Annotated in this window: 23 protein-coding genes; 14 read left to right on the top strand and 9 right to left on the bottom strand. The window is 73.9% G+C overall.

Annotated features, from left to right (window positions below):
- Positions 1 to 79: 79 nt before the first annotated feature.
- The 3 genes from V2S66_RS25670 (at position 80) to V2S66_RS25660 (ending at position 2,499) form a co-directional block, all read left to right on the top strand.
- Positions 80 to 1,378: a M18 family aminopeptidase gene (locus V2S66_RS25670; protein ID WP_330798869.1), complete on the top strand. Its 1,299-nt coding sequence runs from the start codon at positions 80 to 82 to the stop codon at positions 1,376 to 1,378.
- A gap of 115 nt (positions 1,379 to 1,493) precedes the next feature.
- The gene (locus V2S66_RS25665; protein WP_330798867.1) at positions 1,494 to 2,084 is read left to right on the top strand and encodes an RDD family protein; all 591 of its coding nucleotides are present in this window, start codon (positions 1,494 to 1,496) and stop codon (positions 2,082 to 2,084) included.
- A 178-nt stretch (positions 2,085 to 2,262) separates the two neighbouring features.
- On the top strand, positions 2,263 to 2,499 hold the full coding sequence (locus V2S66_RS25660) for a hypothetical protein (protein WP_330798864.1): 237 nt from the start codon (positions 2,263 to 2,265) through the stop codon (positions 2,497 to 2,499).
- A gap of 30 nt (positions 2,500 to 2,529) precedes the next feature.
- Here V2S66_RS25660 and V2S66_RS25655 read toward each other — a convergent pair whose 3' ends face one another.
- The gene (locus V2S66_RS25655) at positions 2,530 to 4,374 is read right to left on the bottom strand and encodes an NHL domain-containing thioredoxin family protein (protein ID WP_330798861.1); all 1,845 of its coding nucleotides are present in this window, start codon (positions 4,372 to 4,374) and stop codon (positions 2,530 to 2,532) included.
- 40 nt (positions 4,375 to 4,414) lie between these two features.
- On the opposite strand from V2S66_RS25655, the gene V2S66_RS25650 reads away from it, so the two are divergent.
- Complete coding sequence (locus V2S66_RS25650; protein WP_330798859.1) at positions 4,415 to 4,909, top strand: LURP-one-related/scramblase family protein; 495 nt, start codon at positions 4,415 to 4,417, stop codon at positions 4,907 to 4,909.
- A gap of 171 nt (positions 4,910 to 5,080) precedes the next feature.
- Here the strand turns inward: V2S66_RS25650 and V2S66_RS25645 are convergent, their stop codons facing one another.
- A complete protein-coding gene (locus V2S66_RS25645; RefSeq protein ID WP_330798856.1) occupies positions 5,081 to 5,890 on the bottom strand; it encodes a carbon-nitrogen family hydrolase in 810 nt (269 codons plus the stop codon).
- Between the two features lie 133 nt (positions 5,891 to 6,023).
- Here V2S66_RS25645 and V2S66_RS25640 point away from each other — a divergent pair, with 133 nt between their 5' ends.
- The 6 genes from V2S66_RS25640 to V2S66_RS25615 all read left to right on the top strand — a co-directional run bounded on the left by V2S66_RS25640 (position 6,024) and on the right by V2S66_RS25615 (position 11,857).
- Complete coding sequence (locus tag V2S66_RS25640) at positions 6,024 to 6,851, top strand: maleylpyruvate isomerase family mycothiol-dependent enzyme (RefSeq protein ID WP_330798854.1); 828 nt, start codon at positions 6,024 to 6,026, stop codon at positions 6,849 to 6,851.
- A 181-nt stretch (positions 6,852 to 7,032) separates the two neighbouring features.
- The gene (locus tag V2S66_RS25635; protein ID WP_330798853.1) at positions 7,033 to 9,120 is read left to right on the top strand and encodes a sensor histidine kinase; all 2,088 of its coding nucleotides are present in this window, start codon (positions 7,033 to 7,035) and stop codon (positions 9,118 to 9,120) included.
- Entirely contained in the window at positions 9,117 to 9,554 is a 438-nt protein-coding gene (locus V2S66_RS25630; protein WP_330798851.1) for a roadblock/LC7 domain-containing protein, read from the top strand. The genes V2S66_RS25635 and V2S66_RS25630 overlap by 4 nt, the downstream gene beginning before the upstream one ends.
- Complete coding sequence (locus V2S66_RS25625) at positions 9,551 to 9,916, top strand: DUF742 domain-containing protein (RefSeq protein WP_330798849.1); 366 nt, start codon at positions 9,551 to 9,553, stop codon at positions 9,914 to 9,916. Before V2S66_RS25630 ends, V2S66_RS25625 begins: the two co-directional genes overlap by 4 nt.
- On the top strand, positions 9,897 to 10,616 hold the full coding sequence (locus V2S66_RS25620) for a GTP-binding protein (protein ID WP_413966481.1): 720 nt from the start codon (positions 9,897 to 9,899) through the stop codon (positions 10,614 to 10,616). The genes V2S66_RS25625 and V2S66_RS25620 overlap by 20 nt, the downstream gene beginning before the upstream one ends.
- Positions 10,613 to 11,857, top strand: a complete 1,245-nt coding sequence (locus tag V2S66_RS25615) for a cytochrome P450 family protein (RefSeq protein WP_330798847.1) — start codon at positions 10,613 to 10,615, stop codon at positions 11,855 to 11,857. Before V2S66_RS25620 ends, V2S66_RS25615 begins: the two co-directional genes overlap by 4 nt.
- A 181-nt stretch (positions 11,858 to 12,038) precedes the next feature.
- On the opposite strand, the gene V2S66_RS25610 is transcribed toward V2S66_RS25615, so the two are convergent.
- Together V2S66_RS25610 and V2S66_RS25605 are read right to left on the bottom strand one after the other, a co-directional pair.
- Entirely contained in the window at positions 12,039 to 13,367 is a 1,329-nt protein-coding gene (locus tag V2S66_RS25610; RefSeq protein WP_330798845.1) for an MFS transporter, read from the bottom strand.
- Complete coding sequence (locus V2S66_RS25605; RefSeq protein ID WP_330798843.1) at positions 13,364 to 14,026, bottom strand: GntR family transcriptional regulator; 663 nt, start codon at positions 14,024 to 14,026, stop codon at positions 13,364 to 13,366. The genes V2S66_RS25610 and V2S66_RS25605 overlap by 4 nt, the downstream gene beginning before the upstream one ends.
- A 176-nt stretch (positions 14,027 to 14,202) precedes the next feature.
- Here V2S66_RS25605 and V2S66_RS25600 point away from each other — a divergent pair, with 176 nt between their 5' ends.
- Together V2S66_RS25600 and V2S66_RS25595 are read left to right on the top strand one after the other, a co-directional pair.
- Positions 14,203 to 15,771 (top strand): hypothetical protein, encoded by a 1,569-nt coding sequence (locus V2S66_RS25600; protein ID WP_330798840.1) that lies wholly within the window; start codon positions 14,203 to 14,205, stop codon positions 15,769 to 15,771.
- Between the two features lie 92 nt (positions 15,772 to 15,863).
- The gene (locus V2S66_RS25595) at positions 15,864 to 17,444 is read left to right on the top strand and encodes a hypothetical protein (RefSeq protein WP_330798838.1); all 1,581 of its coding nucleotides are present in this window, start codon (positions 15,864 to 15,866) and stop codon (positions 17,442 to 17,444) included.
- Positions 17,445 to 17,507: 63 nt separating this feature from the next.
- On the opposite strand, the gene V2S66_RS25590 is transcribed toward V2S66_RS25595, so the two are convergent.
- From V2S66_RS25590 to pdhA, 4 genes are all read right to left on the bottom strand, one after another.
- A complete protein-coding gene (locus tag V2S66_RS25590) occupies positions 17,508 to 17,702 on the bottom strand; it encodes a hypothetical protein (protein ID WP_330798836.1) in 195 nt (64 codons plus the stop codon).
- A 96-nt stretch (positions 17,703 to 17,798) separates the two neighbouring features.
- The gene (locus V2S66_RS25585; RefSeq protein ID WP_330798835.1) at positions 17,799 to 19,250 is read right to left on the bottom strand and encodes a dihydrolipoamide acetyltransferase family protein; all 1,452 of its coding nucleotides are present in this window, start codon (positions 19,248 to 19,250) and stop codon (positions 17,799 to 17,801) included.
- A gap of 19 nt (positions 19,251 to 19,269) precedes the next feature.
- Positions 19,270 to 20,244, bottom strand: coding sequence for an alpha-ketoacid dehydrogenase subunit beta (locus tag V2S66_RS25580; protein WP_413966480.1), 975 nt, complete (start codon positions 20,242 to 20,244; stop codon positions 19,270 to 19,272).
- A 1-nt stretch (position 20,245) separates the two neighbouring features.
- Positions 20,246 to 21,400, bottom strand: a complete 1,155-nt coding sequence (pdhA, locus tag V2S66_RS25575; protein ID WP_330798832.1) for a pyruvate dehydrogenase (acetyl-transferring) E1 component subunit alpha — start codon at positions 21,398 to 21,400, stop codon at positions 20,246 to 20,248.
- A 535-nt stretch (positions 21,401 to 21,935) separates the two neighbouring features.
- Between pdhA and V2S66_RS25570 the strand changes: the two genes are divergently transcribed.
- Complete coding sequence (locus tag V2S66_RS25570) at positions 21,936 to 23,003, top strand: phosphotransferase (protein WP_330798830.1); 1,068 nt, start codon at positions 21,936 to 21,938, stop codon at positions 23,001 to 23,003.
- A gap of 27 nt (positions 23,004 to 23,030) precedes the next feature.
- Here the strand turns inward: V2S66_RS25570 and V2S66_RS25565 are convergent, their stop codons facing one another.
- Positions 23,031 to 24,551, bottom strand: coding sequence for a protein kinase domain-containing protein (locus tag V2S66_RS25565; protein WP_330798827.1), 1,521 nt, complete (start codon positions 24,549 to 24,551; stop codon positions 23,031 to 23,033).
- A gap of 273 nt (positions 24,552 to 24,824) precedes the next feature.
- On the opposite strand from V2S66_RS25565, the gene V2S66_RS25560 reads away from it, so the two are divergent.
- On the top strand, positions 24,825 to 26,519 hold the full coding sequence (locus V2S66_RS25560; RefSeq protein ID WP_330798824.1) for a protein kinase domain-containing protein: 1,695 nt from the start codon (positions 24,825 to 24,827) through the stop codon (positions 26,517 to 26,519).
- Positions 26,520 to 26,571 lie beyond the last annotated feature (52 nt).

Genomic DNA, 26,571 nt, shown 5'->3' with positions numbered 1-26,571 from the left:
GGGGGGCCTTCCACCCCCCGACCGCCCGGCTGCCGTCACCCCCCTCCCGCCGTCGGCGGCCGAAACTAAGCTGTTCCGCATGACCTCACAGCGCCGCGCGTTCGACCGCACCCACACCGACGAGCTGGCCGCCTTCGTCCAGGCGAGCCCGACGCCGTACCACGCGGTCGCGACGGCCGCCGCCCGGCTGGAGAAGGCCGGCTTCCGGCAGGTCACCGAGGCCGAGCCGTGGGACGGCGACAGCGGCGGCCGGTACGTCCTGCGCGGCGGCGCGATCATCGCCTGGTACGTCCCGGAGGGCGCCCGGCCGCAGACGCCGTACCGGGTGATCGGCGCGCACACCGACTCGCCGAACCTGCGGGTCAAGCCGCGGCCCGACATGGGCGCCGCCGGCTGGCGGCAGGTGGCGGTGGAGATCTACGGCGGCCCGCTGCTCAACAGCTGGCTCGACCGCGACCTCGGACTGGCCGGCCGGCTGTCGCTGCGCGACGGCTCCACCCGCCTGGTCGACGTGGACCGGCCGCTGCTGCGCGTCGCGCAGCTCGCCGTGCACCTGGACCGCGGGGTCAACGACAACGGCCTGGCGCTGGACCGCCAGCGCCACCTGCAGCCGCTGTGGGGCCTCGGCCACGCCGAGGACGGCGACCTGATCGACTTCCTCGCCGCGGAGGCCGGGCTGGCCGCCGACGACGTGGCCGGCTGGGACCTGATGACCTACGACGTCCAGCCGCCCGCCTACCTCGGCCGGGACCGCGAACTCCTCGCCTCGCCGCGGCTGGACAACCTGCTGTCCGTGCACGCCTGCACCGCCGCGCTGATCGCCGCCGCCGCGCACGGCGACGGACTCCCGTACATCCCGGTGCTCGCCGCCTTCGACCACGAGGAGAACGGCAGCGAGTCCGACACCGGCGCCCAGGGCCCGCTGCTCGGCAACGTGCTGGAGCGCTCGGTGCACGCGCGCGGCGGCACCTTCGAGGACCGGCTGCGGGCGCTCGCCGGCACGGTGTGCGTGTCCTCGGACGTCGGCCACGCGGTGCACCCCAACTACGCCGAGAAGCACGACCCGACGCACCACCCGCGGGCCAACGGCGGCCCGATCCTGAAGACCAACGTCAACCAGCGCTACGCCACCGACGGCAGCGGGCGCGCGGTGTTCGCCGCCGCCTGCGAGCGCGCCGGCGTGCCGTTCCAGCACTTCGTCTCCAGCAACGCCATGCCGTGCGGGACCACCATCGGCCCGATCACCTCGGCGCGGCACGGCATCACCACCGTCGACGTCGGCGTGCCGATCCTGTCCATGCACTCCGCGCGCGAACTGTGCGGCGCCGACGACCCGCACCTGCTGGCGAGCGCGTTGTACGCCTTCCTGCGCGGCTGACCGCGCCGGGCGGGCGCTGGCCAGGGGAAAGGTTCGGTGAACGGTTCGCGGACTGTGACAAGCCTGTGTCCGGCGCGTCTATCCGATGAGAGGGCCAACTGATTTACTCGCGGCCATGAGTGAGAACCAGCCACCTCCGTATGGCGGCACTCCGGGGGGGCAACCCGGACCCTACGGACAGAATCCCTACGGTGAGAACCCGTACCAGCAGCCCGGCGGCATCCCCGGCCAGCCCGGCCCCTACGGCCAGCCGCAGCAGCCCGGCGGCGTCCCGTCCTACCCCGGCGCGCCCGGCGCCGACTACGCCGCCTACGGGCAGCAGCCGGCGGGCATGCCGCCGCTGGCGAACTGGGGCTGGCGCTTCCTGTCCGGCCTGATCGACGCCGTGATCGTCGGCGTCGTGGCCATCGTGGTGTCCCTCGCGACCAACCAGCTCGTCGCCGACCTGGTGAACATCGCGGGCGTCGTCGTCCTCGGCTACATGGAGGGCACCACCGGCCAGACGCCCGGCAAGATGGCGGTCGGCACCCGCACCCTGCGCGAGGCCGACGGCCAGCTGCTGGGCGCGGGCCGCGCCATCGGCCGCCGCTTCCTGCACATCCTGGACGCGCTGCCCTGCCTGCTCGGCTACCTGTGGCCGGCCTGGGACGCCAAGCGCCAGACCTTCGCCGACAAGATCGTCAGCTCGGTGGTCATCAAGCCCTGACCCCAGGGCGCAGCACCCGTCCCCACGGTCCGCTCCCGGCGCTTTTCCCGCACCCGCGGGAGAAGCGCCGCTTCATTTCCGCCCCGGGCCCCGCCGTTGATTGCGGGTCAGAACCCCGGGTAGGCGGGCGTCGAGGGGAACTCCCCTCGCCGGAACACCACTTATGGAGGCGAGCGCCGTGGGCATCGGAGGCTGCATCTTGCTGATCGCGGCCGGTGCGATCATCACCTTCGCGACCGACTGGCACGCGAAGGGCGTCAACATGGACCTGCTCGGCCTGATCATGATGGCCGTGGGTGCGATCGGCCTGGCCGCCTACGTGAGCATCTTCAAGCGTCGGCGCATACCCCCGACCGCCGACGGCGACGTGCCGCCGGTCGTCGAGGAGCGCTACTACCCGGGCGGCCGCTACTGAGCCGTCCCGCCCCGGCCGGCGGCGCGGCGGCTATCGCCCGTCCGGCTCGTCGAGACCCGCGAGGACCAGCGCCAGCCGGGAGTCACCGGTGGCGGTGAGCCGCACCGGGACACCCCAGTCCTGCTGGTGCACATGGCAGGCCGGATACGGGTTGGCGGGGTCGTCGTCGCAGGACGCGGCCATCGCCGACACGTGCAGCACACCCTCGGACACCCCGGGGTCGAGCACCAGGTCGCGGAAGAGGTCCGTGCCCTTGCCCGCGCCCTCCGTGAGCAGCTCCGGCGGCGTCGAGCTGACCAGCAGCCGGGTGGACGGGCCGTACCGCTCGTCCAGCTTCTGGCCGGCGGGCGCCGAGAAGACCACGTCGAGCCGGAAGGGGCCGGCCGCCACGTCGGTCGCGGCCCGCCGGGTGCGGTGCGCGACCGCCTCGACCCGTACCGCCTCCTCCGGCAGGTGCATCCGGGTCAGCCGGTGCCGCGCCGACTCCACCACCACGATGTCGCCGTCCACGACCACCGCGTCCGACGGCTCCCGCAGATCGGTCGCCAGCGTGGTGACCTCGCCGCTCGCCGGGTCGTAGCGGCGCAGCGCGTTGTTGTACGTGTCGCTGACCGCGACCGAGCCGTCCGGCAGCGCGGTGACGCCCAGCGGATGCTGCAACAGGGCCTGCCCGGCCGGGCCGTCGCGGTGCCCGAAGTCGAAGAGCCCGGTGCCGACCGCGGTACGGATCACGTACCCCTCGTCCCCGTCGTCGTCCGTCCCCCGCTCCGCCCAGCGCACCGCGGACGTCTCGGAGTCGGCGATCCACAGCCGCGAGCCGGCCGCCGAGAGCCCCGAGGGCTGCGCGAACCACGCGTCGGCCGCGTACCCGTCGACCAGACCCTCGTTGGTGGTGCCGGCGGCGACCTCGATCCGGTCGGCCGCCGGGTCGTACGTCCACAGCTGGTGCACGCCGGCCATCGCGATCCACACCCGGTCCTCGAACCAGGCCACGTCCCACGGCGAGGACAGCGCCACCTCGCGGGCCGGCCCCGAGGTCGGCGAACCCTGCCACCACTGCCGGCCGGTGCCGGCCACCGTCGTCACCCGGCCGGTCTCCAGGTCGACCCGGCGCAGCGCGTGGTTCACGGTGTCCGCGACGATCACCTCGCCCCCGGGCAGCAGCGCCAGGCCCTGCGGCTCGCTGAACCGCGCGGTGGCCGCGTCGCCGTCCGCCAGGCCGCGCTCGCCGGTGCCGATCCTGCGCACCACGCTCTCGCCGTCCGCGGCCAGCTCCACCAGGGCGTGCCGGGTCGAGTCCGAGACCAGGTAGTGCCCCGAGCCGGGCAGCGCCAGCGCCTTGCCGGGGAACCGCAGGTCGGTGGCGACCGGCTCCGGCGGCACGTACACCCCGTCGCCGCGGCGCAGCGTGCCCTTCGCGGCGTGCTCCTTCTCCAGCCGCGTCACCAGCTTCTCCAGCGCGTGCGCGTGCCCCTCGCCGGCGTGCTGGGCGACCACGTAGCCCTCCGGGTCGATCACCACCAGCGTCGGCCAGGCCCGCACCGCGTACTGCTTCCAGGTGGCCAGCTCCGGGTCGTCCAGCACCGGGTGGTGCACCTCGTAGCGCTCCACCGCGTCGGCGACCGCCTGGTGCTCGGCCTCGTGCACGAACTTCGGCGAGTGCACGCCCACGATCACCACGGTGTCGCGGTGCCGCTCCTCCAGCTCCCGCAGCTCGTCCAGGACGTGCAGGCAGTTCACACAGCAGAACGTCCAGAAGTCCAGGATGGTGATCGATCCCCGCAGGTCGGCGAGGGTGAGCTGGTTGTCGCCTGTGTTCAGCCAGCCGCCCCTGCCGACCAGCTCGGGGGCCCGGACGCGTGCACGTGCAGTCATGAACCCATCCAACAGCATTCCCGGGGGTAGACATTCCCCCATGAAATACGTGGTGCGAGAGAAGATGTTCGCCATCGGCGACGACTACTGGATCGAGGACGAGCACGGCCGCCGCGCGTTCTACGTCGACGGCAAGGTGCTCCGCGTCCGCGAGACGCTGGAACTCCAGGACCCCGGCGGCGCGGTGCTGGCCGTCATCCACAAGAAGCTGCTCAGCCTGCGGGACGCCATGACCGTCGAGCGCGACGGGCAGGTCCTGGTGACCGTCAAGAAGAAACGGCTGGCCTTCCTCCACGACGTCTACCGCGCGGAGCTCGCCTCCGGCGAGGAGCTGGAGGTGCGCGGCGACCTCATCGACAAGGAGTACGACATCGAGTACGAGGGGGAGCGGCTCGCCCGGATCTCCCGCCGCTGGTTCTCCCTGCGGGACGCCTACGCGATCGACGTCGAGCGGGAGGACGCGGACCCGGCGATGCTGATCGCCGTCGCGGTGTGCGTCGACCGGCTCGTGGACAAGGAGCACCACTCGGAGTAGGCGCCGCGTGGTCCGGCTTCCCGCCGTGGCCGGTCAGGCGGTTCCCGCGCCCTTGAGGGGGTGCACCTTGCGAGGCGGCGGTGAGCCCCCGCCAGGGGCGCGGGGAACCGCGCGGGCCACCCGCCACCGGCGGACGGTCCGGGACGGGCCCGGAGGGGCAGGAGGTGCCGCTCACCGCAGGGCGGGCCGCGGAAGACCCAGGCGGCGGTCGCGCAGCACCGGGAACTCCGCCCGGACGGCCGCCACCCGTCCGGGATCGAGCGTGACGCTCACCGCCTCCTCGCCGTCCCCGCCCTCCGCGAGCACCTCGCCCCACGGGTCGACGACGAGGCTGTGCCCCGCCTGCCGCACGCCCGCGTGCGTGCCGGCCGTCCCGCACGCCAGCACGAAGCTCTGGGACTCCACCGCCCGCGCCTGGACGAGCAGCCGCCAGTGCGCCCGCCGCCGCGCCGGCCACCCGGCGGGGACCACGAGGGTCTGGGCGCCGGCGTCGAGGAGCAGCCGGAACTGCTCGGGGAAGCGCAGGTCGTAGCAGGTGGCGAGGCCGAGCACGGTCTGCGGCAGCCGCGCGGTGACGATGTCCGCGCCCGCGGCCATCAGCGCCGCCTCCCCCTCGTCGAAGCCGAAGCGGTGGATCTTGCGGTAGGCGGCGTGCAGGGCGCCGTCCGGCGCGAACAGCAGCGAGGTGTTGTACAGCTCCGCGCCGTCCAGGGTGTCCGCGCGCTCGACGATCGAACCGGCGTGCAGCCACACCCCCGCGGCGCGCGCCGCGGCGGCCATCGCGGTCGCCGTGGGCCCGCCCGCGACCGGCTCCGCCCCGGCCGCGAAGGACTCCGCCGCGAACGCGCCGACCGGCCACAACTCGGGCAGCACGACAAGATCGGCGCCGCGCTGCCCGCGTACCATCTCCGCGACACGGGTGCGCCGGTCGGCGACCGTTTCGCTCGGGTCGACGTCGATCTGGAGAAGCGTTGCGCGCACCGGGTCACCGCCCATACGTTGGGTCGTCAAGTCGGGCCTACCATCGTCACTCGAAAGCACTGCGTGGGCGCCCGCGCGCAGCGTAACTTAGGCGCCAACCGCCACGACCGCGCACCGACCGTCGAGGGGTCCCGTGACCGTCCACAGCAAGCTCCAGCCGTACATCGACGCCTGGACCCACTCCATAGAGTCCATCAACGACCTCGTCGCGCCGCTCACCGAGGGGGAGTGGAACCGCCGCACGGAGTGCCCGTACTGGTCGGTGCGCGACGTCGTCTCCCACGTCATCGGCTTCGAGTGCGAGCTGCTCGGCGACCCGCGCCCGATCCACAGCCTGCCCAGCGACCTGCGCCACATCACCAGCGAGGCCGCCCGCTACACCGAGGTGCCGGTGGACATCCGCCGCCACCACACCGCGCCCGAGATGACCTCGGAGCTGGAGTACACGATCATCCGCAGGTCGCGGCAGCTGCGCAACGAGACCCGGCAGCCCGACGCCGAGGTGCGCGCCATCGGCGGCGGCGAGGTGCTCCTGGAGGAGCAGCTGTGGGCGCGGGTCTTCGACGTGTGGGTGCACGAGCAGGACCTGCGGCGCGCCCTCGGCAAGCCGGCCAACCTCGCCTCCCCCGCCGCCGTGCTGTCCCGCGACTACGCGCTGCGCGCGCTGCCGAAGCTGGTCGCGCACGACGCCGGCGCCAAGCCGGGCTCCGCTGTGGTCTTCGACGTGCACGGCCCGCTGGAGTTCATGCGCACCGTCCGGGTCAGCCCCGAGGGGCGCGGCTCGATCGACTCGGCGGTCTCGCTCGGCCCCGCGGCCACCTTCGTGGTGGACTGGGAGACCTTCGTACGGCTGCTGTGCGGCCGCGTGCGGCCGGCCTCGGTGAGCGCCGACCGGCTGAAGGCCGAGGGCGACGCGGAGCTCGTCGAGGCGATCCTCGCGCACATCGCGGTCACCGACTGAACGCCCCAACAGCCCACGGGTCACAGGGAGTTCGCAGACGGGGCAGACATTGTACGGACCGTGAGGCCGTGGTGACGGTGCGACGGGGAAAGAGTGGGTTTCCCCGCGTGACAAGGGGGTTGGCCGAGTAGGGTGAGGCGCAATCGCGCTCATCCGGCCTCCCGCCACGAGGTACCGATCGATGTCAGCTCACGGCTCCGCCTCGTTATCCCCTCTCCCTTCTCCCTCCGGGCACGGCACGACCGGGCGCACCGCGGCGCCGCGCAGGCCGTCGGCCGCCCGGTCGCTCGGCCTCCCGCTGGCCGTGGTCGTGGCGTCGGGCGCGGTCTGCGCCTGGACCGCCGCGCGGGCGGCGGCGCAGGACCGGCCGCTCGTGACCGCGGCCGGCGCACTGGCAGCCGCGCTGCTCGGCCTGACCGTCGCGCTGGCGATGTCCCGCCACCGGCTGGCCGGCGAATACCGCACCCGCACCGAGTCGTTGCGCGCCGAGGCGACGCGCACCGCGGCCGCCTACGCCGAGGCGGCGCGGCGGACGTCCGCCGACCTGGAGGCCGTGCAGCGGCGGGCGCGCGAGGCCGAGGTGCGGCGGCGGACCGCCGCGGAGGCCGAGGCGTCGCTGCGTACCGCGCTGAAGGCGGAGACCACCCGGGCCGCCGCCCTGGAGGGCGAGACGGCCCGGCTGGCCGAGGTGACCATCCCGCTGGCGGTGGACCGGCTGCGGGCCGGCGACTCCGCGGACACCGTGCTGTCCCGGCTGCCGCAGCCCGGCGGCGCCGCCCACCGGCGGCTGCTCGACGTGCTGGTGGGGGAGATCGGCGCCAGCGAGCGGATGCGCGCGGCCGCGATGGCGGTGTGCGCGAGCGCGGCCGGGCGGGCCCAGGCGCTGACCACCTCGCTCCTGGCCGACCTGCGGGAGATGGAGGACCGGCACGGCGAGGAGGTGCTCGCCGACCTGCTGCACCTGGACCACGGCACCGCGCAGACCGGCCGCCTCGCGGACAGCATCGCGGTGCTCACCGGGGCGCGTTCCGGCCGCCGCTGGACCCGGCCGATCGTGATGGAGAGCGTGCTGCGCGGCGCGCTCGGCCGGATCGGCGCGTACCAGCGGGTGCGCCTGCACTCGGTGAGCACGTCGGCGGTGGCCGGCCACGCCGCCGAGGGCGTGATGCACGCGCTGGCCGAACTCATGGACAACGCCTGCACCTTCTCGCCGCCCTCGGAGGAGGTCCACGTCTACGTCCAGGAGACCCACGCCGGCGTCGTGGTGACCATCGAGGACGCGGGGCTGGCGATGCGGGACGCCACCCTGGCGCGTGCCGAGAGGCTGGTGTCCGGAGAACCGCTGGACCTGCGGGCGCTGTCCGGCACCCGGATCGGCCTCGCGGTGGTCGGCTGCCTGGCGCGCAAGCACGGGCTGCTGGTGTCCTTCCGGCCGTCCTCGCGCGGCGGCACCGGCGTCGTCGTGCTGATCCCGCCGAGGGTGCTCACCCGCACCCCCGAGGACTTCCCACGGCCCGAGGACTTACCGCAGCCCGAGAGCTTCCCGCAGCCCGAGGACTTCCCGCAGCCCGAGGACTTCCCACGGCCCGAGGACTTACCGCAGCCCGAGGCGGGCGGGACCGGGCCGGGCGGGGGCTGGGACGCCGGCCGGGTGGCGCGCGCGCAACTGACGGCCGGCGACGAGGAGTCGCGGGAGCGCTCCCCCGTGCACACCCGGCCGTACTCCGACGGCGTCCCCGACGTGGCAGGCCCCCCCGACCCGGTACCCGGCGGCGGCCCGCACTTCCCGCTGCCGAAGCGGCAGCGCGGCCGGACGCTGGCCTCGTCCCGGCACGCCGGCCCCGCCGCCGACCCGGACGGCGGCGCCGCCGGACCGACGCCCGAGGAGGAGGCCCGCGCCGCCCGCTCCCGGGCCACCGCGGGCTCCCGCTTCAGCGCCTTCCGCGAGGCGGTCGGCGGCGGCCGTCCGGCGGAACGCACCCAGGACCTGGGGGACTTCGGCCCGCAGGAGCGGCCCACCGAACGCGCCCAGCCCGCCCAGCACGGCGGACACGAGGCCCACGGCGCCCACGTACCGGCACAGGGGCACGGACAGGCACACGCACAGCCGCAGGCACACGCACAGGCACAGGCACACGCGCAGGACCAGCACCACGCCTCGTCGTACGGCGCGGACGCACGGGCCGCCGGACGGGCGGCCGAGGAGGACGGGGGCGGGCCCGGCGGGGCCGGCTCCGCGGTGACCGGAGGAGGGGACGGCGTCAGATGACGGCGAGCGAGCGTGAGGACCACCCGGACCTGCTGCTGGAGAAGCTGGTGACGCGCACCGCGGGCGCCCGCCACGCGGTGCTGCTGTCCCGCGACGGGCTCAAGCTCTGCCTGTCGCCGGGGCTGTCCGTCGACCAGGCGGACCAACTCGCGGCGATAGCCTCGGGCATCCAGGCGCTCGCGCACGGCGCGTCCGCGGAGTTCGGCGACGGCACCGGCGGGGTGCGGCAGTCGATGACGGAGTTCCACGGCGGTGTGCTGTTCATCGTCGGCGCGGGCGAGGGCGCGCACCTCGCGGTGGTCGGCGACGAGTCCGCGGACGCCGGGGTGATCGGGTACCGGATGAACGAACTGGTCGGGCGGATCGACGGCTTCCTGCGCGACGACCCGCGCACCGGCAGCAGAGCCGGCCTGCGCGGGAAGCTCTCGGCATGACCCGGGGGCCGGTCAACAGCGGCGAACCCGACCGGCTCTACACCCTCACCGGCGGCCGCGCCCCGGCGTCGGCCTCGGCCTTCGACCTGGTGACGCTCGTGGTCGGCGAGGGCGAACCGGCCCGCGGCATGCAGTCCGAGCACATCCGTATCCTGCGGATGTGCCACCGGCCGGTGGCTGTGGTGGAGTTGTCCGCGCGGCTCGCCCTGCCGGTGGGCGTGGTGAAGGTGCTGCTGGGCGACCTGCTGGCGGCGGGCCGGATCAGCGCCCGCCCCCCGCGGTCGGCGGCGCACGGCGGCGAGCACCGGCCGCCACCGCCCGACACTCTGAAGAAGGTGCTGCGTGCACTCCAGAACCTCTGAACTCCCCGGCCTCCACGGCCTCTCGGCCTTCGCCGGGGCGCCGGCGCCGCCGCCGTACCCGGAACGCCCGCTGCTCGGGCCGCCGTTGCGCGACAGCGCGCGCGAGGGGCTGAAGATCGCGATCGTCGGCGGCTTCGGCGCGGGCAAGACGACGATGGTCGGCGCGATCAGCGAGATACCGCCGCTGAGCACCGAGGAGACGATGTCGGGGGCGGGCGTCGGCATCGACGAGCCGGTCGGGGCGAGCCGCAAGACCCGCACCACCGTGGCCTTCGACTTCGGCCGCATCACGCTGGACGAGGAGCGGGTGCTCTACCTCTTCGGGGCGCCGGGCCAGGAGCGCTTCTGGTTCCTGTGGGACCGGCTGTTCTCCGGCACGCTCGGCGCGGTGGTGCTCGTCGACACCCGGCGGATCGCCGACTCCTGGTACGCGATCGACCGCCTGGAGCACCTCGGCGTGCCGTTCGTCGTGGCCCGCAACAACTTCTCCCCGCCCGACCACTCCCTCGACGAGCTGCGCGACGCCCTCACCCTGCCGCCCCACGTCCCCCTCGTCGACTGCGACGCGCGCAAGCGGCACTCGGTCAAGCGCGTCCTGATCGCCCTGACCCGCCACGTCATCGCCCGCACCGCGGACCCCGCGGGCCCGGCAGGACCCGCCGGGCCGTGGCCGGCGGCCTGGCCGGGGGGCGCGCCGTGACACCCGGCGGCGCACCGCACACGCTGCCCGCCGCGGTCCGCCTGGACAGCCGCGCGCTGGCCGCCGGCGACGGCGTGTACCCCGAACTGCGGCGGCGGTACGGGCCGGTCGCCCCGGTCCTGCTGGAGGGCGAGGTGCCCGCGTGGCTCGTGCTGGGCTACCGCGAGGTGCGGTACGTGACGGCCCACCCCGAGCTGTTCGCCCGCGACTCGCGGCGCTGGAACGCCTGGGACCGGGTCCCCCGCGACTGGCCGCTGCTGCCGTACGTGGCGCGTTCGGCCTCGGTGCTCACCGCCGAGGGCGCCGAGCACCGCCGCAAGGCCGGTGCGATCACCGACGTGCTCTCCGGTGTCGACCCGTTCGGGCTGCGGACGTCGGCGGAACGGGCGGCGGACGCCGCGATCGACCGCTTCGCGGGCGCCGGGCGGGCCGAACTGATGGCGCAGTACGCGGGCCAGGTGCCGCAGCGGGTGATGGCCGGACTGCTCGGCCTGCGCGACGACGAGGCCCTCGAAATCGAGGAGGACGTCGCCGCCACCCTCGGCGACGACGGGCCGCGGGCCGCCGCCGCGCACGCCCGCATCCACGGCACCGTGCAGGTGCTGCTCGAACGCGGCAGGCGGCAGCCGGGCGCCGACCTGGCGTCCCGGCTGCTGGCGCACCCGGCGCGGCTCACCCACGACGAGGCGGTGCAGGACCTCATCGCGCTCCTCGCCGCCGCGGTGCGGCCGACCGCCGACTGGATCGGCAACACGCTGCGGCTGATGCTCACCGACGACCGGTTCGCGGTGTCGCTGTCCGGCGGCCGGCGCAGCGCCGGGCAGGCGCTCGCCGAGGTGCTGTGGACGGACAGCCCGGCGCAGAACGTCGTCGGCCGCTGGGCCGTGCACGACGCCCCGCTGGGCGGGCGGCACATCCGGCGCGGCGACTGCCTGGTGCTCGGCCTCGCGGCCGCCAACGCCGACCCGCAGGTGTGCCCCTATCCGCGCGACGGCGGGCCGGCGGCGGGTCCGGCGGCGGCCGGCAACCAGGCGCACCTGTCCTTCAGCCACGGCGAGCACGGCTGCCCGGCGCCCGCCCCCGAACTCGCCGAGGCGATCGCCACCGCCGCCGTCGAGGTCCTCCTCGACCGCCTCCCCGACCTGCGCCTCGCCTGCCCTCCCGAGGCGCTCACCTGGCGCCCCTCGCTCTGGTCCCGCGGCCCGGCGACGCTGCCGGTGGCGTTCACCGCGCTGGTGTAGCGGGCTGCGGGGCCGGGCCGGCGGGCGGGCGGCGCGACGCCGGGCGCGCATCGCCCTTTCCGGCCATCAGGCCGCGTACGCCAGGGTGCGGACCGGATCGGCGCGGCCGGAGCGGGGGCGGTCGCCACGGCCGGGGCGGGGGAGGCGGCTGCGGGGGCTACGGGGTCACGGGGAGGCGGGGTCAGTCGGCGACGCGGGCGCGGTCCGTGCGGTGGACGCTCTCCACCCGGCTCACCGCGATCCGTTCGCGCTCCAGGCGCTCGCTGCCGCGGCGCAGCCGAAGGATCTGGGTGGTGCCGACGGCCTGGAGGACGAAGACCGTGCTCCAGGCGATGCGGTAGTCGTCGCCGGTCGCGTCGAGCAGCAGGCCGATCGCCAGCAGGGTGAGCATCGAGGCGGTGAAGCCGCCGATGTTGACGATGCCGGAGGCGGTGCCGAAACGCTCCGGCGGGTTGGCCGGGCGGGCGAAGTCGAAGCCGATCATCGAGCCGGGGCCGCAGGCCCCCAGCACCACGCACAGCACGACGAGCAGCCACGTCGGGTCCTGGCCGCCCGGCCAGCCGAGCACCGCCGCCCACGCCGCGGCGGTCGCGCCGATCACCCCGAGGGTCAGCGGCATGCGCAGCCCGTGGTGGCGGGCGATGAGCTGCCCGAAGAGCATGCCGAAGACCATGTTCGCCACCACGACCAGGGTCAGCAGGCCGCCGGCCGCGCCGCGGGAGAGCCCCTGGTCCTCGACCAGGTACGGCATCCCCCACAGCAGCAGGAAGACCATGCCGGAGAACTGGGTGGTGAAGTGCGTCCACATGCCGAGCCGGGTGCCGGGCTCCCGCCAGGCGTCGGAGATCTGGCGGCGCACGTACGCGAGGCCGGCGTGTTCGGCGGGCGCGGGCTCGTACCCCTCGGGGTGGTCCTTGAGGAAGAGCGCGACCAGGACGAGGACGGCCGCGCCGCCGATCGCGGTGCCGAGGAAGGTCGGCGTCCAGCCGGCGGAGTGCAGCAGCCGGGACAGCGCGACCGTGGAGACGAGGTTGCCCGCGACGCCGAAGAGCGCGGCGCCCTGCGCGATCATGGGGCCGCGCCGGGCCGGGAACCAGCGCGAGCCCAGCCGCAGGACGCTCACGAAGGTCATCGCGTCGCCGCAGCCGAGCACCGCGCGGGCGGCCAGCGCCGTGCCGTACGTGTGCGACAGGGCGAACGCGCCCTGGCCCGCGGTGAACAGCACCGCGCCGAGCATCAGCACCTTCTTGGTGCCGAGCGAGTCCACCATCAGGCCGACGGGTATCTGCATGCCCGCGTAGACCAGCACCTGGAGGATGGAGAAGCTGGACAGCGCGGAGGCGCCGATGTGGAAGCGGGCGGCCGCGTCGATGCCGGCCACGCCCAGGCTGGTGCGGTGGACGACCGCGACGAGGTAGACGAGGGTGCCGATGCCCCAGACCAGGGCGGCGCGCCGGCCGCCGGGCGGGTCGCCCGGCAGCGTCCTCGCGGGCACCGTCCCCGTGGTCACGACTCGCCCCTGGCCAGGGTGTTGACCCAGGAGATGTGCCGGCCGACGACGGCGGCCGCGGTCTGCGCCGCGCCGTCGCGCAGCGCCTGGAGGATCTCGGTGTGCTCGGCGAGGTTCTTGGCCACCCGGCTCGGCTCGGCGTGCATGGTGGCCACGCCCATCCGCAACTGGCGGTCGCGGAGCTGGTCGTAGAGCTGGGCGAGGATGCGGTTGCCCGCGGCGCGGACGATCTCGGCGTGGAAGCAGCGGTCGGCGGCGGCGAAGGCCGCCAGGTCGCCGGCCGCGGCGTGTTCGCGCTGCTCGGCGAGGGACTCCTCCAGCCGCGCGATCAGCCGCGGCGGCGCCGCGCCGACCACCTTGGCCACGGCGTGCTGCTCGACGAGCAGCCGCGTCTCCACCACGTCGGCGATCTCCTGCGCCGACACCGGCAGCACCAGGGCGCCCTTCTTCGGGTAGAGCTTGAGCAGTCCCTCGGCCTCCAGCCGCAGCAGCGCCTCGCGCACCGGCGTGCGCGAGACCCCCACCGCGTCGGCGAGGTCCCCCTCGGTGAGCAGCGTGCCGCCCTCGTAACTGCGGTCCAGCACAGCGGACTTCACATGCAGGTAGACCCGCTCGGCGGCGGGGGGCGCCTTGACGGCGGCAGAACCAGAGGCATCCATGATGCGCACATCATAGATACAACACCCGCGCAGACGGCAGCCTCGTCCGCGATCCGGACGTGATCCGGACGTGATCCGGACGCGCCGCCTCCTGCGGACCGCTGCTACGATCGGCCGGTTTTCCGACTCGCGTGCCCACCAGGCACGCTGGAGCCGGACGTCCGGGGAGGGAACCCATGCGAAGAATGACGGCGCTCCTGGGGGCGGCGGCGCTCGCCGTGCCCGCGCTGATATCGGTGACCGCCGAGCCCGCGCAGGCGGCGAGCGGATCGGTGACGGTGACCACGCTCACCCGCGCGGGCGGGAAGATCACCACACAGTTGACGATCATGAACCTCACCACGGGATCGCTCTACAACGGGACGTCGGGCAAGGCCGTCGCGCTGCCCAAGGGCCGCTACGCGGTCAGCACCGACATCTGGAACAACCAGGACGACACCGACACCCTCGGCGCCCAGGTCGTCACGGTGTCCGACTCGAACGTCGCGACCACGATCGACGCGCGCAAGGGCAAGCCGCTCACGGTGGGCCTGAGTTCGAGCCCGGGCACGGGCTACTCCCAGACCCTGCAGGCGCACGTCTGCGGCGGCTCCAACCTGTCCCTCCAGATGGGCCTCGCAGGCGGCAGCAACAACGCCGGCCACATGTACGTGATCCCGAACGCGTCGAAGGACGTGCAGTTCGGCTATCTCTCGCTGTGGCAGAAGGGCTCCGACACGCTGATCGCCAAGGGCGGCTACACCGGCCTGCCCAGCGCCCCGGGCGGCACCTTCGCCCGGGGCAACATGACCACCGTCTCCGTCCAGGCGCGGCGCGGCCCGCAGGAAGGGCGGTACGGCAGCCTCTACGTCGAACCGAAATACACCACCTGCACCACGGGCATGCCCGGCCAGCTGCTCAACGACGCCTTCCCGTACACCACCACCCTGCACCTGACCGCGGGCACCTGGACCCTCCAGGCCGAGGACGAGGCCGACGCGAGCGGCGGTACGGAGATCGTCGGCGACCTGTACCGCACCGTGAGCGCCGCGCCCGGCACCGCGCCGCTCTCGCAGATCTTCTACCGGTCCGCCTGGGGACCGGCCCGCACCCTGCCGTACGTGTTCGCCGGTCGCCTCGGGTACGACACGGGCGAGGCGTTCGACGACCCCTCGACGACCGGCTTCGAGGCGAGCGAGCGCAGCACCGCGCAGCTGAGCTTCGGCAGCACGGTCCTCGCCAGGGGCACGGTGACCGACTGGGGAGGTCCGGACAGCACCTTCTACTCCGGTATGAAGTCCACCGGCTGGTACACCCTGGCCGTCACCTCGACCCGCTACCGGCCGGGCGTGACCTTCCCCACGAACATGCTGTCCACGGCGTCCTCGGTGAAGTTCCACTTCAAGGCCGATCCGCGGACGGACGCGGCGGTCCCCGGCTTCCTCACCCAGTTCGTGCCGGGCGGCCTCACCCTGAACAACACCGCCACGCCGCACACGACCACCGCGGTGGCGCTGTGGGTGGTGCGGCCCTCCGTCGGCCCCAACGCGCCGACGCCCAAGGACACCGTCAAGTCCGTGAAGGTCTACGCCTCCAACAACGGCGGCCTCACCTGGGCGTACCAGCCGGTGAAGCACAGCGGCTCCGCCTGGTCGGTGAACATCGCCAACCCGTCCTCCGGCGCGATCTCGCTGCGCTCGCTGGTCACCGACGCGGCCGGCGACACCACCGAGACCACGGTGTACCGGGCGTACGCGCTCGGGTGACGACCGGCACGGAAAGTGAAAGGCCCGCGGGGAACAACCTTGCGGGCCTTTCGTTCATCTGAAAGCACAGGGAACTAGGGGAGGGGTTTACCGTGCGACGCATACGAACCGGGCGGGCGGGGGCAATCGCGGCCGCCGTCGCCGTGGCCGTACCCGCGGTGATCGCGGGCACGGCGGGCACCGCGGCCGCCGACGCCGGGTCGCTCACGGTCACGACGCTCAACCGGGAGGGGGCGAAGGTCACCTCGTGGATGACCGTGACCAGCCTGACGCCGCACGCCGGTGACGGGGTCCACGAGTACCAGAGCGGTTGGCCGGTGACGCTCGCCCCCGGACAGTACGCGGTCGTCACCCGGATCGACGACAACGGCCTGAACGCCCAGGACGGCCCCAGCACGCTGGCCGCGCAGATCGTCACCGTGGCCGACAGCGCCCCGACGGCCCTGACCCTGGACGCGCGGCAGGGCAAGCCGCTGCGGGTCGCCCTCGACACGCCGCCGGGCGCCTCCTACGTGCAGTCGATCGCGGCCCGGATGTGCGTGGCCGGCGTCAACGACGACTTCGAGACCACGACCGGCACCCGCCCGACCGGCGGGGTCTACGTCATCCCGACCGACGACCCGCAGACCCGGCTGGGCTACCACGCGACCTGGTCCTCGGCGACGCAGAAGGAGGTGTGGGACGTCTCGGGAGCCATCGCGCCGACCGGCGACCCGATCACCGTCCCGCGCGCCTCCCTCGGCACCGTCGACGTGAAGGCGTCGACCGGCCCCTCGTCGCTGAACACGCAGACCGCCCCGCTCGAATCCGACACGCAGGGCACCGGCTGCGACCAGAAGCTGGGGACGCCGAACAGCTTCACCAAGCTGCCCTTCGAGAAGGTCCTCCACGTGAGCCCGGGGAGCTGGAAGTTCACCCTCGACACCTGGCACTACGACACGACCGTCGCGGCCGGCGCCACCACCGCACTCGACTTCGGCCGCGCGGTGTGGGGCCCGACCCGGTACCTGCCCTTCGTGCAGAAGGGCGAGCTGGGCTTCTTCACCTCCGGCCTGGTCGCCGACCCGAAGGCCGCCGGCGCGGACATCACGATCAACGCCACCGCGACGCTCTACCGCGACGGCAAGGCGGTCGTCACCAGGACCGGCCTGGGCAACTCCCCGTCCGCGAAGGGCCCCAGCACCTTCTGGGCGCCGATCAGCACCTCGGCCGCCTACACCCTGAAGGTGCACGGCTACCGGCACGCCGCAGGCGTACCGCAGCCCGCGGGCATGATGTCGACCGGCACCGACGTCGCCTTCTCCTTCCACGCCGGCCCGACCTCCGACGCGGTCCCGCCGGCCTTCCTGACCCGGTTCCTGCCGAACGGCCTCGACCCGTACAACCACCTGCCGGCCGGGCACGCCGCCTCGATCCCGCTGACCCTGGACCGCACCAGCACCCAGGCGGGCGTCCCGATGTGGCCGAGCACCGCGAAGAAGGTGGAGGTCTTCGGCTCCACCGACGGCGGCCGCAGCTGGCACGCGCTGACGGTCAGCCACACCGGCGGCGGCTGGACGGCCGCCCTGCCCGCCCAGCACGCGGGAGCCGAACTCTCGCTCAGCGCCCGCGTCACCGACGTCGGCGGCAACCAGACCGTCACCAGCGTCTACCGCGCCTTCACCGTCGCCTGACGCGGAGCCGGTCGGAGATCCGGACGGAAAGCCCGGCGGTGGGCCTGACCTGGAGCCGGGCGGTCATGGCCGCATCGTCTCGACCAGGCTCGCCGTCGAGGTGAGCGTGGACTGGATGGTGGGCGCCAGGCTCGTGGACGCCAGGCAGAAGCCGAGCAGCACGCAGAGCACCGCGTGACTCGGCTTCAGTGCGCGGTTGCGCATCAGCATGGCGGCGAGCAGCACCAGCAGCAGGACCACGGAGACCGAGACGACCATACAGTCGATAGCAGCACGAAAGCGCCCGTATGCGGGCGTAACACGCACGACGCAGGGCCCGGACGTTTGTACGTCCGGGCCCTCCGTCGTGTGCGGTCACGCCCAGCTGAGCAGGCGCTTCGGCTGTTCCAGGACCGCCGCCACGTCGGCGAGCACCCGGGAGCCCAGCTCGCCGTCGACCAGCCGGTGGTCGAAGGAGAGCGCGAGCGTGGTGACCTGGCGGGGCTTCACCTTGCCCTTGTGCACCCACGGCTGGAGCTTGACCGCGCCGAAGGCGAGGATCGCGGACTCACCGGGGTTGAGGATCGGCGTGCCGGTGTCGACGCCGAAGACGCCGACGTTGCTGATGGTGACGGTGCCGCCCTGCATCGCGGCCGGCGAGGTCCTGCCCTCGCGCGCCGTGGCGACCAGCTCGCCGAGCGCGGCGGCCAGCTCCGGCAGCGTCCTGTCGTGCGCGTCCTTGATGTTGGGCACGACCAGTCCGCGCGGGGTCGCCGCGGCGATGCCCAGGTTGACGTACGACTTCTGCACGATCTCCTGGTTCTGCTCGTCCCAGGAGGCGTTGACCTGCGGGTTGCGCCGGATGGCGACCAGCAGCGCCTTGGCGACCAGCAGCAGCGGGCTGACCCGCAGCCCGGCGAACGCCGGATCGGCCTTGAGCTCCTGGACCAGCTTCATCGTCCGGGTGATGTCGCACGTCACGAACTCCGTGACGTGCGGCGCGGTGAAGGCGCTGGCCACCATCGCCAGCGCGGTGGCCTTGCGGACGCCCTTGACCGGGATGCGGATCTCGCGCTCCGCCGTCCCCGCCGTGGCGGAGGGGGCGCCGGCGGCCGACGTGCCGCCGGCCTGCGCCGCCGTGGACGGCAGCCTGGCCGGCGGGGCGGCGGCGGCACGGATGTCCTCGCGCGTCACCACGCCGTTCGGGCCGGTCGGCGCGACCGTCGCCAGGTCGATGCCCAGGTCCTTGGCCAGCTTGCGCACCGGCGGCTTGGCGAGCGGGCGCTCCGCCGCGGGAGCCGGGGGGGCGGGCGCGGCCGGAGCCGGGGCGGGGGCCGCAGGCGCCGCGTGCCCGTTCAGCGCCGCGGGCGCGGCCTGCCCGGCGCCGGACGGCTGCTTGCGGGGGCGGCGGGTGGTGGCCGACGGCGCGACCCCGTACCCCACCAGCACCGCCTGGCGCTTGGGGGCCTGCTCGGCGGGCTCCTCCGCGGCCGGGGCGGGCGCGGGCGCCGGCGCCTTGACGGCCGGCGGCTCCGCGGCCGGCCCGGCAGCGGGCTCGGCGCCGGACCCGGCGTCGACCACGATGATCGCCGTGCCGACGTCCACCGTCGTGCCCTCGCCGAAGCGGATCTCGCTGACCACGCCGTCGTACGGGATCGGCAGCTCGACGGCCGCCTTCGCGGTCTCCACCTCGCAGACGACCTGGCCGTCGGTGACGGTGTCGCCCACCGCCACGTACCACTTGAGGATCTCCGCCTCGGTCAGGCCCTCGCCGACGTCCGGCATCCTGAACTCGCGGAAGCGCTGCGCCTGTGTCTGTGCGGTCATGACTGTCACAACCCTCTCCTCAGAACGCCAGCGCGCGGTCGACGGCGTCCAGCACCCGGTCAAGACCCGGCAGGTACTCCTCCTCCAGGCGGGCCGGCGGATACGGCGCGTGGAACCCACCCACGCGCAGTACCGGCGCCTCCAGGTGGTAGAAGGACCGCTCGGTGATCCGGGCGGCGATCTCCGCGCCCGCGCCGTAGAAGACCGGCGCCTCGTGCACCACGACGAGCCGGCCGGTCTTCTCCGTCGACGCCTGCACGGTGTCGAAGTCGATCGGCGACATCGAGCGCAGGTCCACGACCTCCAGGCTGCGGCCCTCCTTCGCGGCGGCCGCGGCCGCCTCCCGGCAGACCTTCACCATCGGCCCGTACGCGACGAGCGTGAGGTCGGTGCCCTCCTGCACGACGACCGCCTTGTGCAGGTCGCCCGGGACGGCGGTGGTGTCGACCTCGCCCTTGTCCCAGTAGCGCCGCTTCGGCTCGAAGAAGATCACCGGGTCGTCGCACTCGATGGCCTGCTGGAGCATCCAGTACGCGTCGTTGGCGTTCGAGGGTGAGACCACCTTCAACCCCGCGACGTGCGCGAACAGCGCCTCGGGCGACTCGCTGTGGTGCTCCACCGCGCCGATGCCGCCGCCGTAGGGGATCCGGATGACCACCGGCAGCTTGATCTTGCCGAGCGCGCGGGCGTGCATCTTGGCGAGCTGCGTGACGATCTGGTCGTACGCGGGGAAGACGAACCCGTCGAACTGGATCTCCACGACCGGGCGGTAGCCGCGCAGGGCCAGGCCGACCGCGGTGCCGACGATGCCGGACTCGGCGAGCGGGGTGTCGATCACCCGGTCCTCGCCGAAGTCCTTGTGCAGGCCGTCGGTGATCCGGAAGACGCCGCCGAGCCGGCCGACGTCCTCCCCCATGATGAGGACCTTCGGGTCGTTCTCCAGCGCCTTGCGCAGCGATTCGTTGAGGGCCTTGGCCAGGGGCATCTGGGTCATGTCAGTGGCCCTTTCCGTGCGCGGCGGGCTGACCCGCGTCGTCGAAGGAGGCGAGGTACTCGGCGAACTGCGCGCGCTCCTCGTCGACCAGGGCGTGCCCGTCGGCGTAGGCGTTCTCGAAGATCGCCATGACGTCCGGGTTCGGCATGTTCCGCACGCCGTCGCGGACCCGCTTGGCGAGCGCGTCGCTCTCCACGTCGATCTCCGCGTAGAACGCCTCGTCGGCCAGGCCGGCCTTCTCCAGGTAGGTCCGCAGCCGGGCGATCGGGTCCTTCGACGCCCACTCCTCGCGCTCCTCGTCGGCGCGGTAGCGGGTCGGGTCGTCGGTGGTGGTGTGCGCGCCCATCCGGTAGGTGAACGCCTCGACCAGCATCGGGCCCTGCCCGCTGCGGGCGTGCTCCAGCGCCGCGCGGGTCACCGCGAGCACCGCCAGCACGTCGTTGCCGTCCACCCGGACGCCCGGGAAGCCGAAGCCGTCCGCGCGCTGGTAGATCGGCACCCGGGACTGCTTCTCGGTCGGCTCGGAGATCGCCCACTGGTTGTTCTGGCAGAAGAAGACCACCGGGGCGTTGTAGACCGCCGCGAAGGTGAACGCCTCCGCCACGTCGCCCTGGCTGGAGGCGCCGTCGCCGAAGTAGGCGATGACCGCCGAGTCCGCGCCGTCCTTGGCCACGCCCATCGCGTAGCCGGTGGCGTGCAGCGTCTGCGAGCCGATGACGATCGTGTAGAGGTGGAAGTTGTTCTCGTTCGGGTCCCAGCCGCCGTTGTTCACGCCGCGGAACATGCCGAGCAGGTTCAGCGGGTCCACGTCGCGGGTCCACGCGACGCCGTGCTCCCGGTAGGTCGGGAAGACGTAGTCGTCGGCGCGGGTGGCCCGGCCGGAGCCGATCTGCGCCGCCTCCTGGCCGAGCAGGGAGGCCCACAGGCCCAGCTCGCCCTGGCGCTGCAGGGTGATCGCCTCGGCGTCGAAGCGCCGGGTCAGCACCATGTCGCGGTACAGGCCGCGCAGCTCTTCCGGCGTCAGGTCGATGGAGTACTCGCTGTGCTCGACGCGCTCGCCCTCGGGGGTCAGCAGCTGTACGAGCCCGGGCTCGCCCCCACGGCGCTTCGCGCCGCCGCGAGGCGTCCTCCGCGCGGCAGTGCTCTTCACGCTCACGTTCGCTCCTCCGTCTGTCCGGCCCCCGGGGTCCGCCGGGGAAACCAGTGCGGCTCACCTGATCCGGCGTGGCGCACGGGGTGTGTGCGGCATGGCCGGGCCAGGCGTGACAACGCCCCGGCGGATGGCCTGCAACATCAGACGTTACCCACAAGTTCCGCGATTGTGCGAAGCCGTCCGACCTGCGGTTTTGCTTGGATTTCCTAGTAAGTTCACGACAAGACCGCGTTCCCGCAGGCCACCGGGACAATCGCACCGTATCCCGGATGGCGAAACTCCGTAAGGGGCGAGTTCCCCCTCCTGGCGGTGGGAGCGCGTCCCCGGCGCGGCTCGCTCCGAGGGGTGCCCGGCCGGCCGCCCGGCCGGCCGGGCGCGGCGACGCGCGCCCCCGGGAAGCCGGCGCGCGGGCGCACGCCGGAACGTGAACCGATCATGACCCGGAGTGACCGGGGGCAGAATAAGCCCGCCGACCCCGCGCTGTCAGGCGAAAACGCTCCGTGATCGACAGCGGCACTCCGTGATCTACGCTGAACGCGTGACCTGCACGGCGACGAAGCCTGCGGCGCCGTCCGCGCCATCGGCGCCGTCCGCGCTGGCCTCACTGCTGCGTCGCTACGACGGGGCCGGGGAGCCGCTCGCCTGCCGCCCGGTCCCCCGCGGCCTGCTCAACCAGGGCTGGCGGCTGACCACCACCCGCGGCCGCTACTTCGTGAAGCGGTACATCGCCGCCGATACCGCCGATCCGGTGGTCATCGTCCGCCAGCACCGCGCGACCCGCGCGCTGGACCGGCTCGGCCTCCCCGTCGCCGCCCCGCTGCCGGACGCCTGGGGGCACACCGTCACCGTCACCGGCGGCGACGGCTACGCCCTGTTCCCGTGGATCGACGGCAGCCACCGCGAGGGCACCGAGCTGACCCTCGCCCAGTCGCGCCGCCTCGGCGCGCTGCTCGGCCGGGTGCACACCGCGCTGGCCCGGGTGCAGGACGCGGTGCCGGTGCCCGCGCGGGACCGCCACCCGAGCGCCGACCCGGCCCGCACCCACGCCGACATCGACGAGCTGCTCTCCCTGGTCCACGCCCACCGGCCGCACGACGCCCTCGACGCCGCCTTCGACGCGCTCGCCGAGCGCCGCCTGCTGGAGCGCCGGGAGCTGCTGATGCGGCACGCCCACCGCAGGCCGCCGGACGCCGAGCGGCCGGTGGCCGGCTGGGTGCACGGCGACTTCCACCCGCTCAACCTGCTCTACCGCGGCGACGAGCCGGCGGCGATCGTCGACTGGGACCGCCTCGACGTCCGCCCGCGCGCCGAGGAGGCGGTACGGGCCGCCGCGATCTTCTTCGTCCACCCGAGGGACGGCCGTCTCGACCTGCGGAAGGTGCGGGCCTACGCCGCCGCCTACCGCAAGGCCGCGGGCATGCCCGCCGCGGAGGTCGCGGCCGCGGTGCACCGGGTGTGGTGGGAGCGGCTCAACGACTTCTGGATGCTCGACTGGCGCTACCGCCGCCACGACCGCCGCTCCGACCCGCTCTTCCCGGCCGCCTCGGCGCTCGCGGTGTGGTGGACGCGGGAGTACGAGGCGGTGCGGGACTCCTTCGCGGGGTGAGCGGGCGGCCGGCTCGGCGGTCGGCCGTCAGCCCCCCTCGTCCGGGGTCGGCGCAGTCGTGGGCGCCGTCGTCGGCGGCGTCGTGGTGGGAGCCGTCGTCGGCGGGGTGGTCGGCGGCTTCGTGGTGGTCGGCGGCGGTGTCGTCGCCGTGGTCGGCGGCGTCGTGGTGGGCGTCGTCGGCGCGGTGGTGGACGGCGTGTCCGTCGGAGTGCCGGTGTCCGTGTCCGTGGGCTCGGTGCTGACCTCGCCGGTGTCCGTCGGCTGCTCGTCCGTCGGCTGGTCGGACGGCTGCGCGGTCTGCTGGGGGGCCGTCGGCTGCTTCGTGTCGGCGGGCGTGTCGCCGCTGCCGCCGCCGTGGGTGGCCAGGAAGACGCCGAGCGCGATGGCCATGACCGCGGCGATCGCGAACAGCGCCGGCTTCAGCCAGCGGTTCCCGCGGCCGCTCGGCGGGCGCTCGCCGTAGCCGGTCTCGTCGTCGGCGGCGCCGGCGCCGCCGAGGCCGGCCAGCAGCGGCAGGCCGAGCTCCGCGGTGTTGCCGGTGCCCCTGCCCGGCTGGACCATCGTCGGGGCCGTGCCGGTGGGACCGGGCGCGGGCGCGGGGATCGCGCCGGTGCTCCACGCGCCGCCGGTCCAGCCGCCCTGCTGGGTCAGCGCCTGGTGGGCGTACCCCACCACGCCGCGCATCTCCTCCGCGGTCTGGAAGCGGTCGTCGGGGTGCTTGGCGAGCGCGCGCAGCACCAGGCCGTCCAGCTCCGGCGGCACCCGGTCGTTGACCTGCGACGGCGGCCGCGGCTCGTCCTGCACGTGCTGGTACACGACCGACAGCGGCGTCTCGCCGACGAACGGCGGGCGCAGCGTGAGCAGCTCGTAGAGCAGGCAGCCGGTCGCGTACAGGTCGCTGCGGTGGTCGACGGTCTTGCCGAGCGCCTGCTCGGGGGAGAGGTACTGCGGGGTGCCCATGACCATGCCGGTCTGCGTCATGGTGCTCGCGGCGCCGTGCAGCGCACGGGCGATGCCGAAGTCCATCACCTTGACCGCGCCGGTCATGGTGATGATGACGTTCGCGGGCTTGATGTCCCGGTGCACGATGCCGTGGTGGTGGCTGTACGCGAGGGCGTCCAGCACCCCGGAGACGATCAGCAGCGCCTGGTCCGCGGGCGGCGGCGTCGGCCCGGAGAGCAGGTCCTTGATGGTGTGGCCCTCGACCAGCTCCATCACGATGTACGGCACCGTACCGGTCGCCGTGCGGTCCTCGCCGGAGTCGTACACCGCGACGACCGCGTGGTGGTTCAGGCCCGCCACGGACTGCGCCTCGCGGGTGAACCGGGCCTTGGACGTCGGGTCCTCCGCCAGGTCGGTGCGCAGCAGCTTCACCGCGACGATCCGGCCCAGCCGCACGTCCTCGGCGGCGAAGACCTCCGCCATGCCGCCGCGGCCGAGCCGGCCGGTCAGCCGGTAGCGCCCGTCGCCGACCAGCCCGCCCACGCCCCACCGGCCGGACGTCTCCGACGCTCCGGTGCCCGCGGCCGTCTCATTGGGGTCGACCATCAGTCCTCGCCGTCGTTCGTGCATCGGTCGTTCTGCCATCGCCTCTGGTGCGCCACCGTACCGCCTTTCCGTATCCGCAACGCCTTTGTCCACAGGCAGGGGGCCCGCCGCGGTGCGCCGCCCGCCCCGGGGCCGGCGTCCTGTGCGCGGACGATGCGCATCAGGTGACGAGATGGTCAACAAACTTGACGTGTCCGTGCGATCGACCAGACTTGGCGGGCAAGCTCGGGGACAGCTGTGCCCCGTGATGGTCTTCCAGGGGGAGCAGTACGGATGAGCGGGGACGCCACACAGGCCGGGTACACGGGACGCTCGGTCGGCGGCGGGCGCTACGTCCTGCGTGACCTGCTGGGCCAGGGCGGCATGGCGTCGGTGCACCTGGCACACGACACGGTCCTGGACCGCCCGGTGGCCGTCAAGACGCTCCACACCAACCTCGGCAACGAGCAGTCCTTCCGCGAGCGCTTCCGCCGCGAGGCCCAGTCGGTGGCCAAGCTCAACCACACCAACATCGTCTCGGTCTTCGACTCCGGCGAGGACGCCGTCGACGGCCAGGTCGTGCCGTACATCGTGATGGAGTACGTGGAGGGCCGGCCGCTCGGCGAGGTGCTCGCCGCGGACGTCGCGCAGCACGGCGCGATGCCCGCCGACCGGGCGCTGAAGATCACCGGCGACGTGCTCGCCGCGCTCGCGGTCAGCCACGAGATGGGCCTGGTCCACCGCGACATCAAGCCCGGCAACGTGATGATCACCAAGCGCGGCGTGGTCAAGGTGATGGACTTCGGCATCGCCCGCGCCATGCAGTCCGGCGTGACGTCGATGACCCAGACCGGCATGGTCGTCGGCACCCCCCAGTACCTCTCCCCCGAACAGGCCCTCGGCCGCGGCGTGGACGAGCGCTCCGACCTGTACTCGGTCGGCTGCATGCTCTTCGAACTGCTCACCGGCCGGCTGCCGTTCGACGCGGACTCGCCGCTGGCGATGGCCTACCAGCACGTGCAGGAGACGCCGCCTGCGCCGTCCGCCTTCAACACCGCGCTGGGCCCGGCGGTGGACGCCCTGGTGGCCCGCGCGCTGCGGAAGAACCCGGCCGAGCGCTTCCCGACCGCCGACGCCATGCACGACGCGTCGGAGCGGGTGCTCGCCGCCACCGCCCGCGACACGATGCCGCTGATCTCCGGCGCGACCGCCGCCACCAGCCGCGGCGAGGGCGTCGCGGCCTCCGTCTTCCCGTCCGCGCAGGGGCCGTTGCAGGCTCCGCCGCCGCACGTCCACACCCCCTACATGCCGGCGCCCAGCCCGTACGGCCCCTCGACGCCGCCGTCGGCCTACGGCTACCCGAACCAGGGCCCGCAGACGCCGCCGCCCGCACCCGGCTACGCGATGGCGCCGCCGCCCCCGCACACCTCTCTCCCGCACGCCCCGCTCCCGCACGCCCCGCTCCCGCAGCAGCGCGGCGGGGCCTCCGGCGGCGGACGCGGCCCGAACACCTCGGTCGTCGTGGGCTCCGTGGTGGCCGTCGCCGCGATCGCGGTCGTCATCGTGATCATCGCCGCGATGAGCGGCGGCGGAGGCGGCGACGCGGCGGACGACAACCCCAGCACCCCGCCCGCCACCTCGGCCTCGGCGTCCACCTCCGCGACCAGCACCACCGGCGCGAACGACGTCGTGCAGGGCGACCAGAGCCGCACCGTCTCCACCGACTCGTGCACCAGCGCCCACAACGACCTGATCAACCCCGGCAAGCCCGAGGTCGTGACGATGCCGAACGTCAGCCTCGTCTACGTCGACTCCGTCGTGGCCTGCTTCCAGGCCGCCGGCTGGCCGTACCAGATCAAGTCGGTCGACGAGCAGCAGTGGGGCAAGGGCACCGTCACCAACCAGAACCCCAAGTACCTGGACGACTACAACCCGAAGACCGACGGCAAGATCACCATCTGGGTCTCCACGGGCAAGGGCGCCAGCTGACGCGAGGCGCGGCCGGCCGACGGGCGCAGAGCCGTAGCGGCGGGAGCAGGGC

This window comes from Actinacidiphila polyblastidii, assembly GCF_036353415.1.
GTDB classification, from domain to species: Bacteria; Actinomycetota; Actinomycetes; order Streptomycetales; family Streptomycetaceae; genus Actinacidiphila; species Actinacidiphila polyblastidii.
This window is presented reverse-complemented; position numbering and strand designations above follow the sequence as displayed.

What these genes read in the sequence shown, in the direction of transcription:
- V2S66_RS25670 (WP_330798869.1), top strand. Translation starts at nt 80, where the DNA reads ATGACCTCACAGCGCCGCGCGTTCGACCGCACCCACACCGACGAGCTG.
- V2S66_RS25665 (WP_330798867.1), top strand. Translation starts at nt 1,494, where the DNA reads ATGAGTGAGAACCAGCCACCTCCGTATGGCGGCACTCCGGGGGGGCAA.
- V2S66_RS25655 (WP_330798861.1), bottom strand. Translation starts at nt 4,374, where the DNA reads ATGACTGCACGTGCACGCGTCCGGGCCCCCGAGCTGGTCGGCAGGGGC.
- V2S66_RS25650 (WP_330798859.1), top strand. Translation starts at nt 4,415, where the DNA reads ATGAAATACGTGGTGCGAGAGAAGATGTTCGCCATCGGCGACGACTAC.
- V2S66_RS25635 (WP_330798853.1), top strand. Translation starts at nt 7,033, where the DNA reads ATGTCAGCTCACGGCTCCGCCTCGTTATCCCCTCTCCCTTCTCCCTCC.
- V2S66_RS25630 (WP_330798851.1), top strand. Translation starts at nt 9,117, where the DNA reads ATGACGGCGAGCGAGCGTGAGGACCACCCGGACCTGCTGCTGGAGAAG.
- V2S66_RS25625 (WP_330798849.1), top strand. Translation starts at nt 9,551, where the DNA reads ATGACCCGGGGGCCGGTCAACAGCGGCGAACCCGACCGGCTCTACACC.
- V2S66_RS25605 (WP_330798843.1), bottom strand. Translation starts at nt 14,026, where the DNA reads ATGGATGCCTCTGGTTCTGCCGCCGTCAAGGCGCCCCCCGCCGCCGAG.
- V2S66_RS25600 (WP_330798840.1), top strand. Translation starts at nt 14,203, where the DNA reads ATGCGAAGAATGACGGCGCTCCTGGGGGCGGCGGCGCTCGCCGTGCCC.
- V2S66_RS25590 (WP_330798836.1), bottom strand. Translation starts at nt 17,702, where the DNA reads ATGGTCGTCTCGGTCTCCGTGGTCCTGCTGCTGGTGCTGCTCGCCGCC.
- V2S66_RS25585 (WP_330798835.1), bottom strand. Translation starts at nt 19,250, where the DNA reads ATGACCGCACAGACACAGGCGCAGCGCTTCCGCGAGTTCAGGATGCCG.
- V2S66_RS25580 (WP_413966480.1), bottom strand. Translation starts at nt 20,244, where the DNA reads ATGACCCAGATGCCCCTGGCCAAGGCCCTCAACGAATCGCTGCGCAAG.
- V2S66_RS25565 (WP_330798827.1), bottom strand. Translation starts at nt 24,551, where the DNA reads ATGGTCGACCCCAATGAGACGGCCGCGGGCACCGGAGCGTCGGAGACG.
- V2S66_RS25560 (WP_330798824.1), top strand. Translation starts at nt 24,825, where the DNA reads ATGAGCGGGGACGCCACACAGGCCGGGTACACGGGACGCTCGGTCGGC.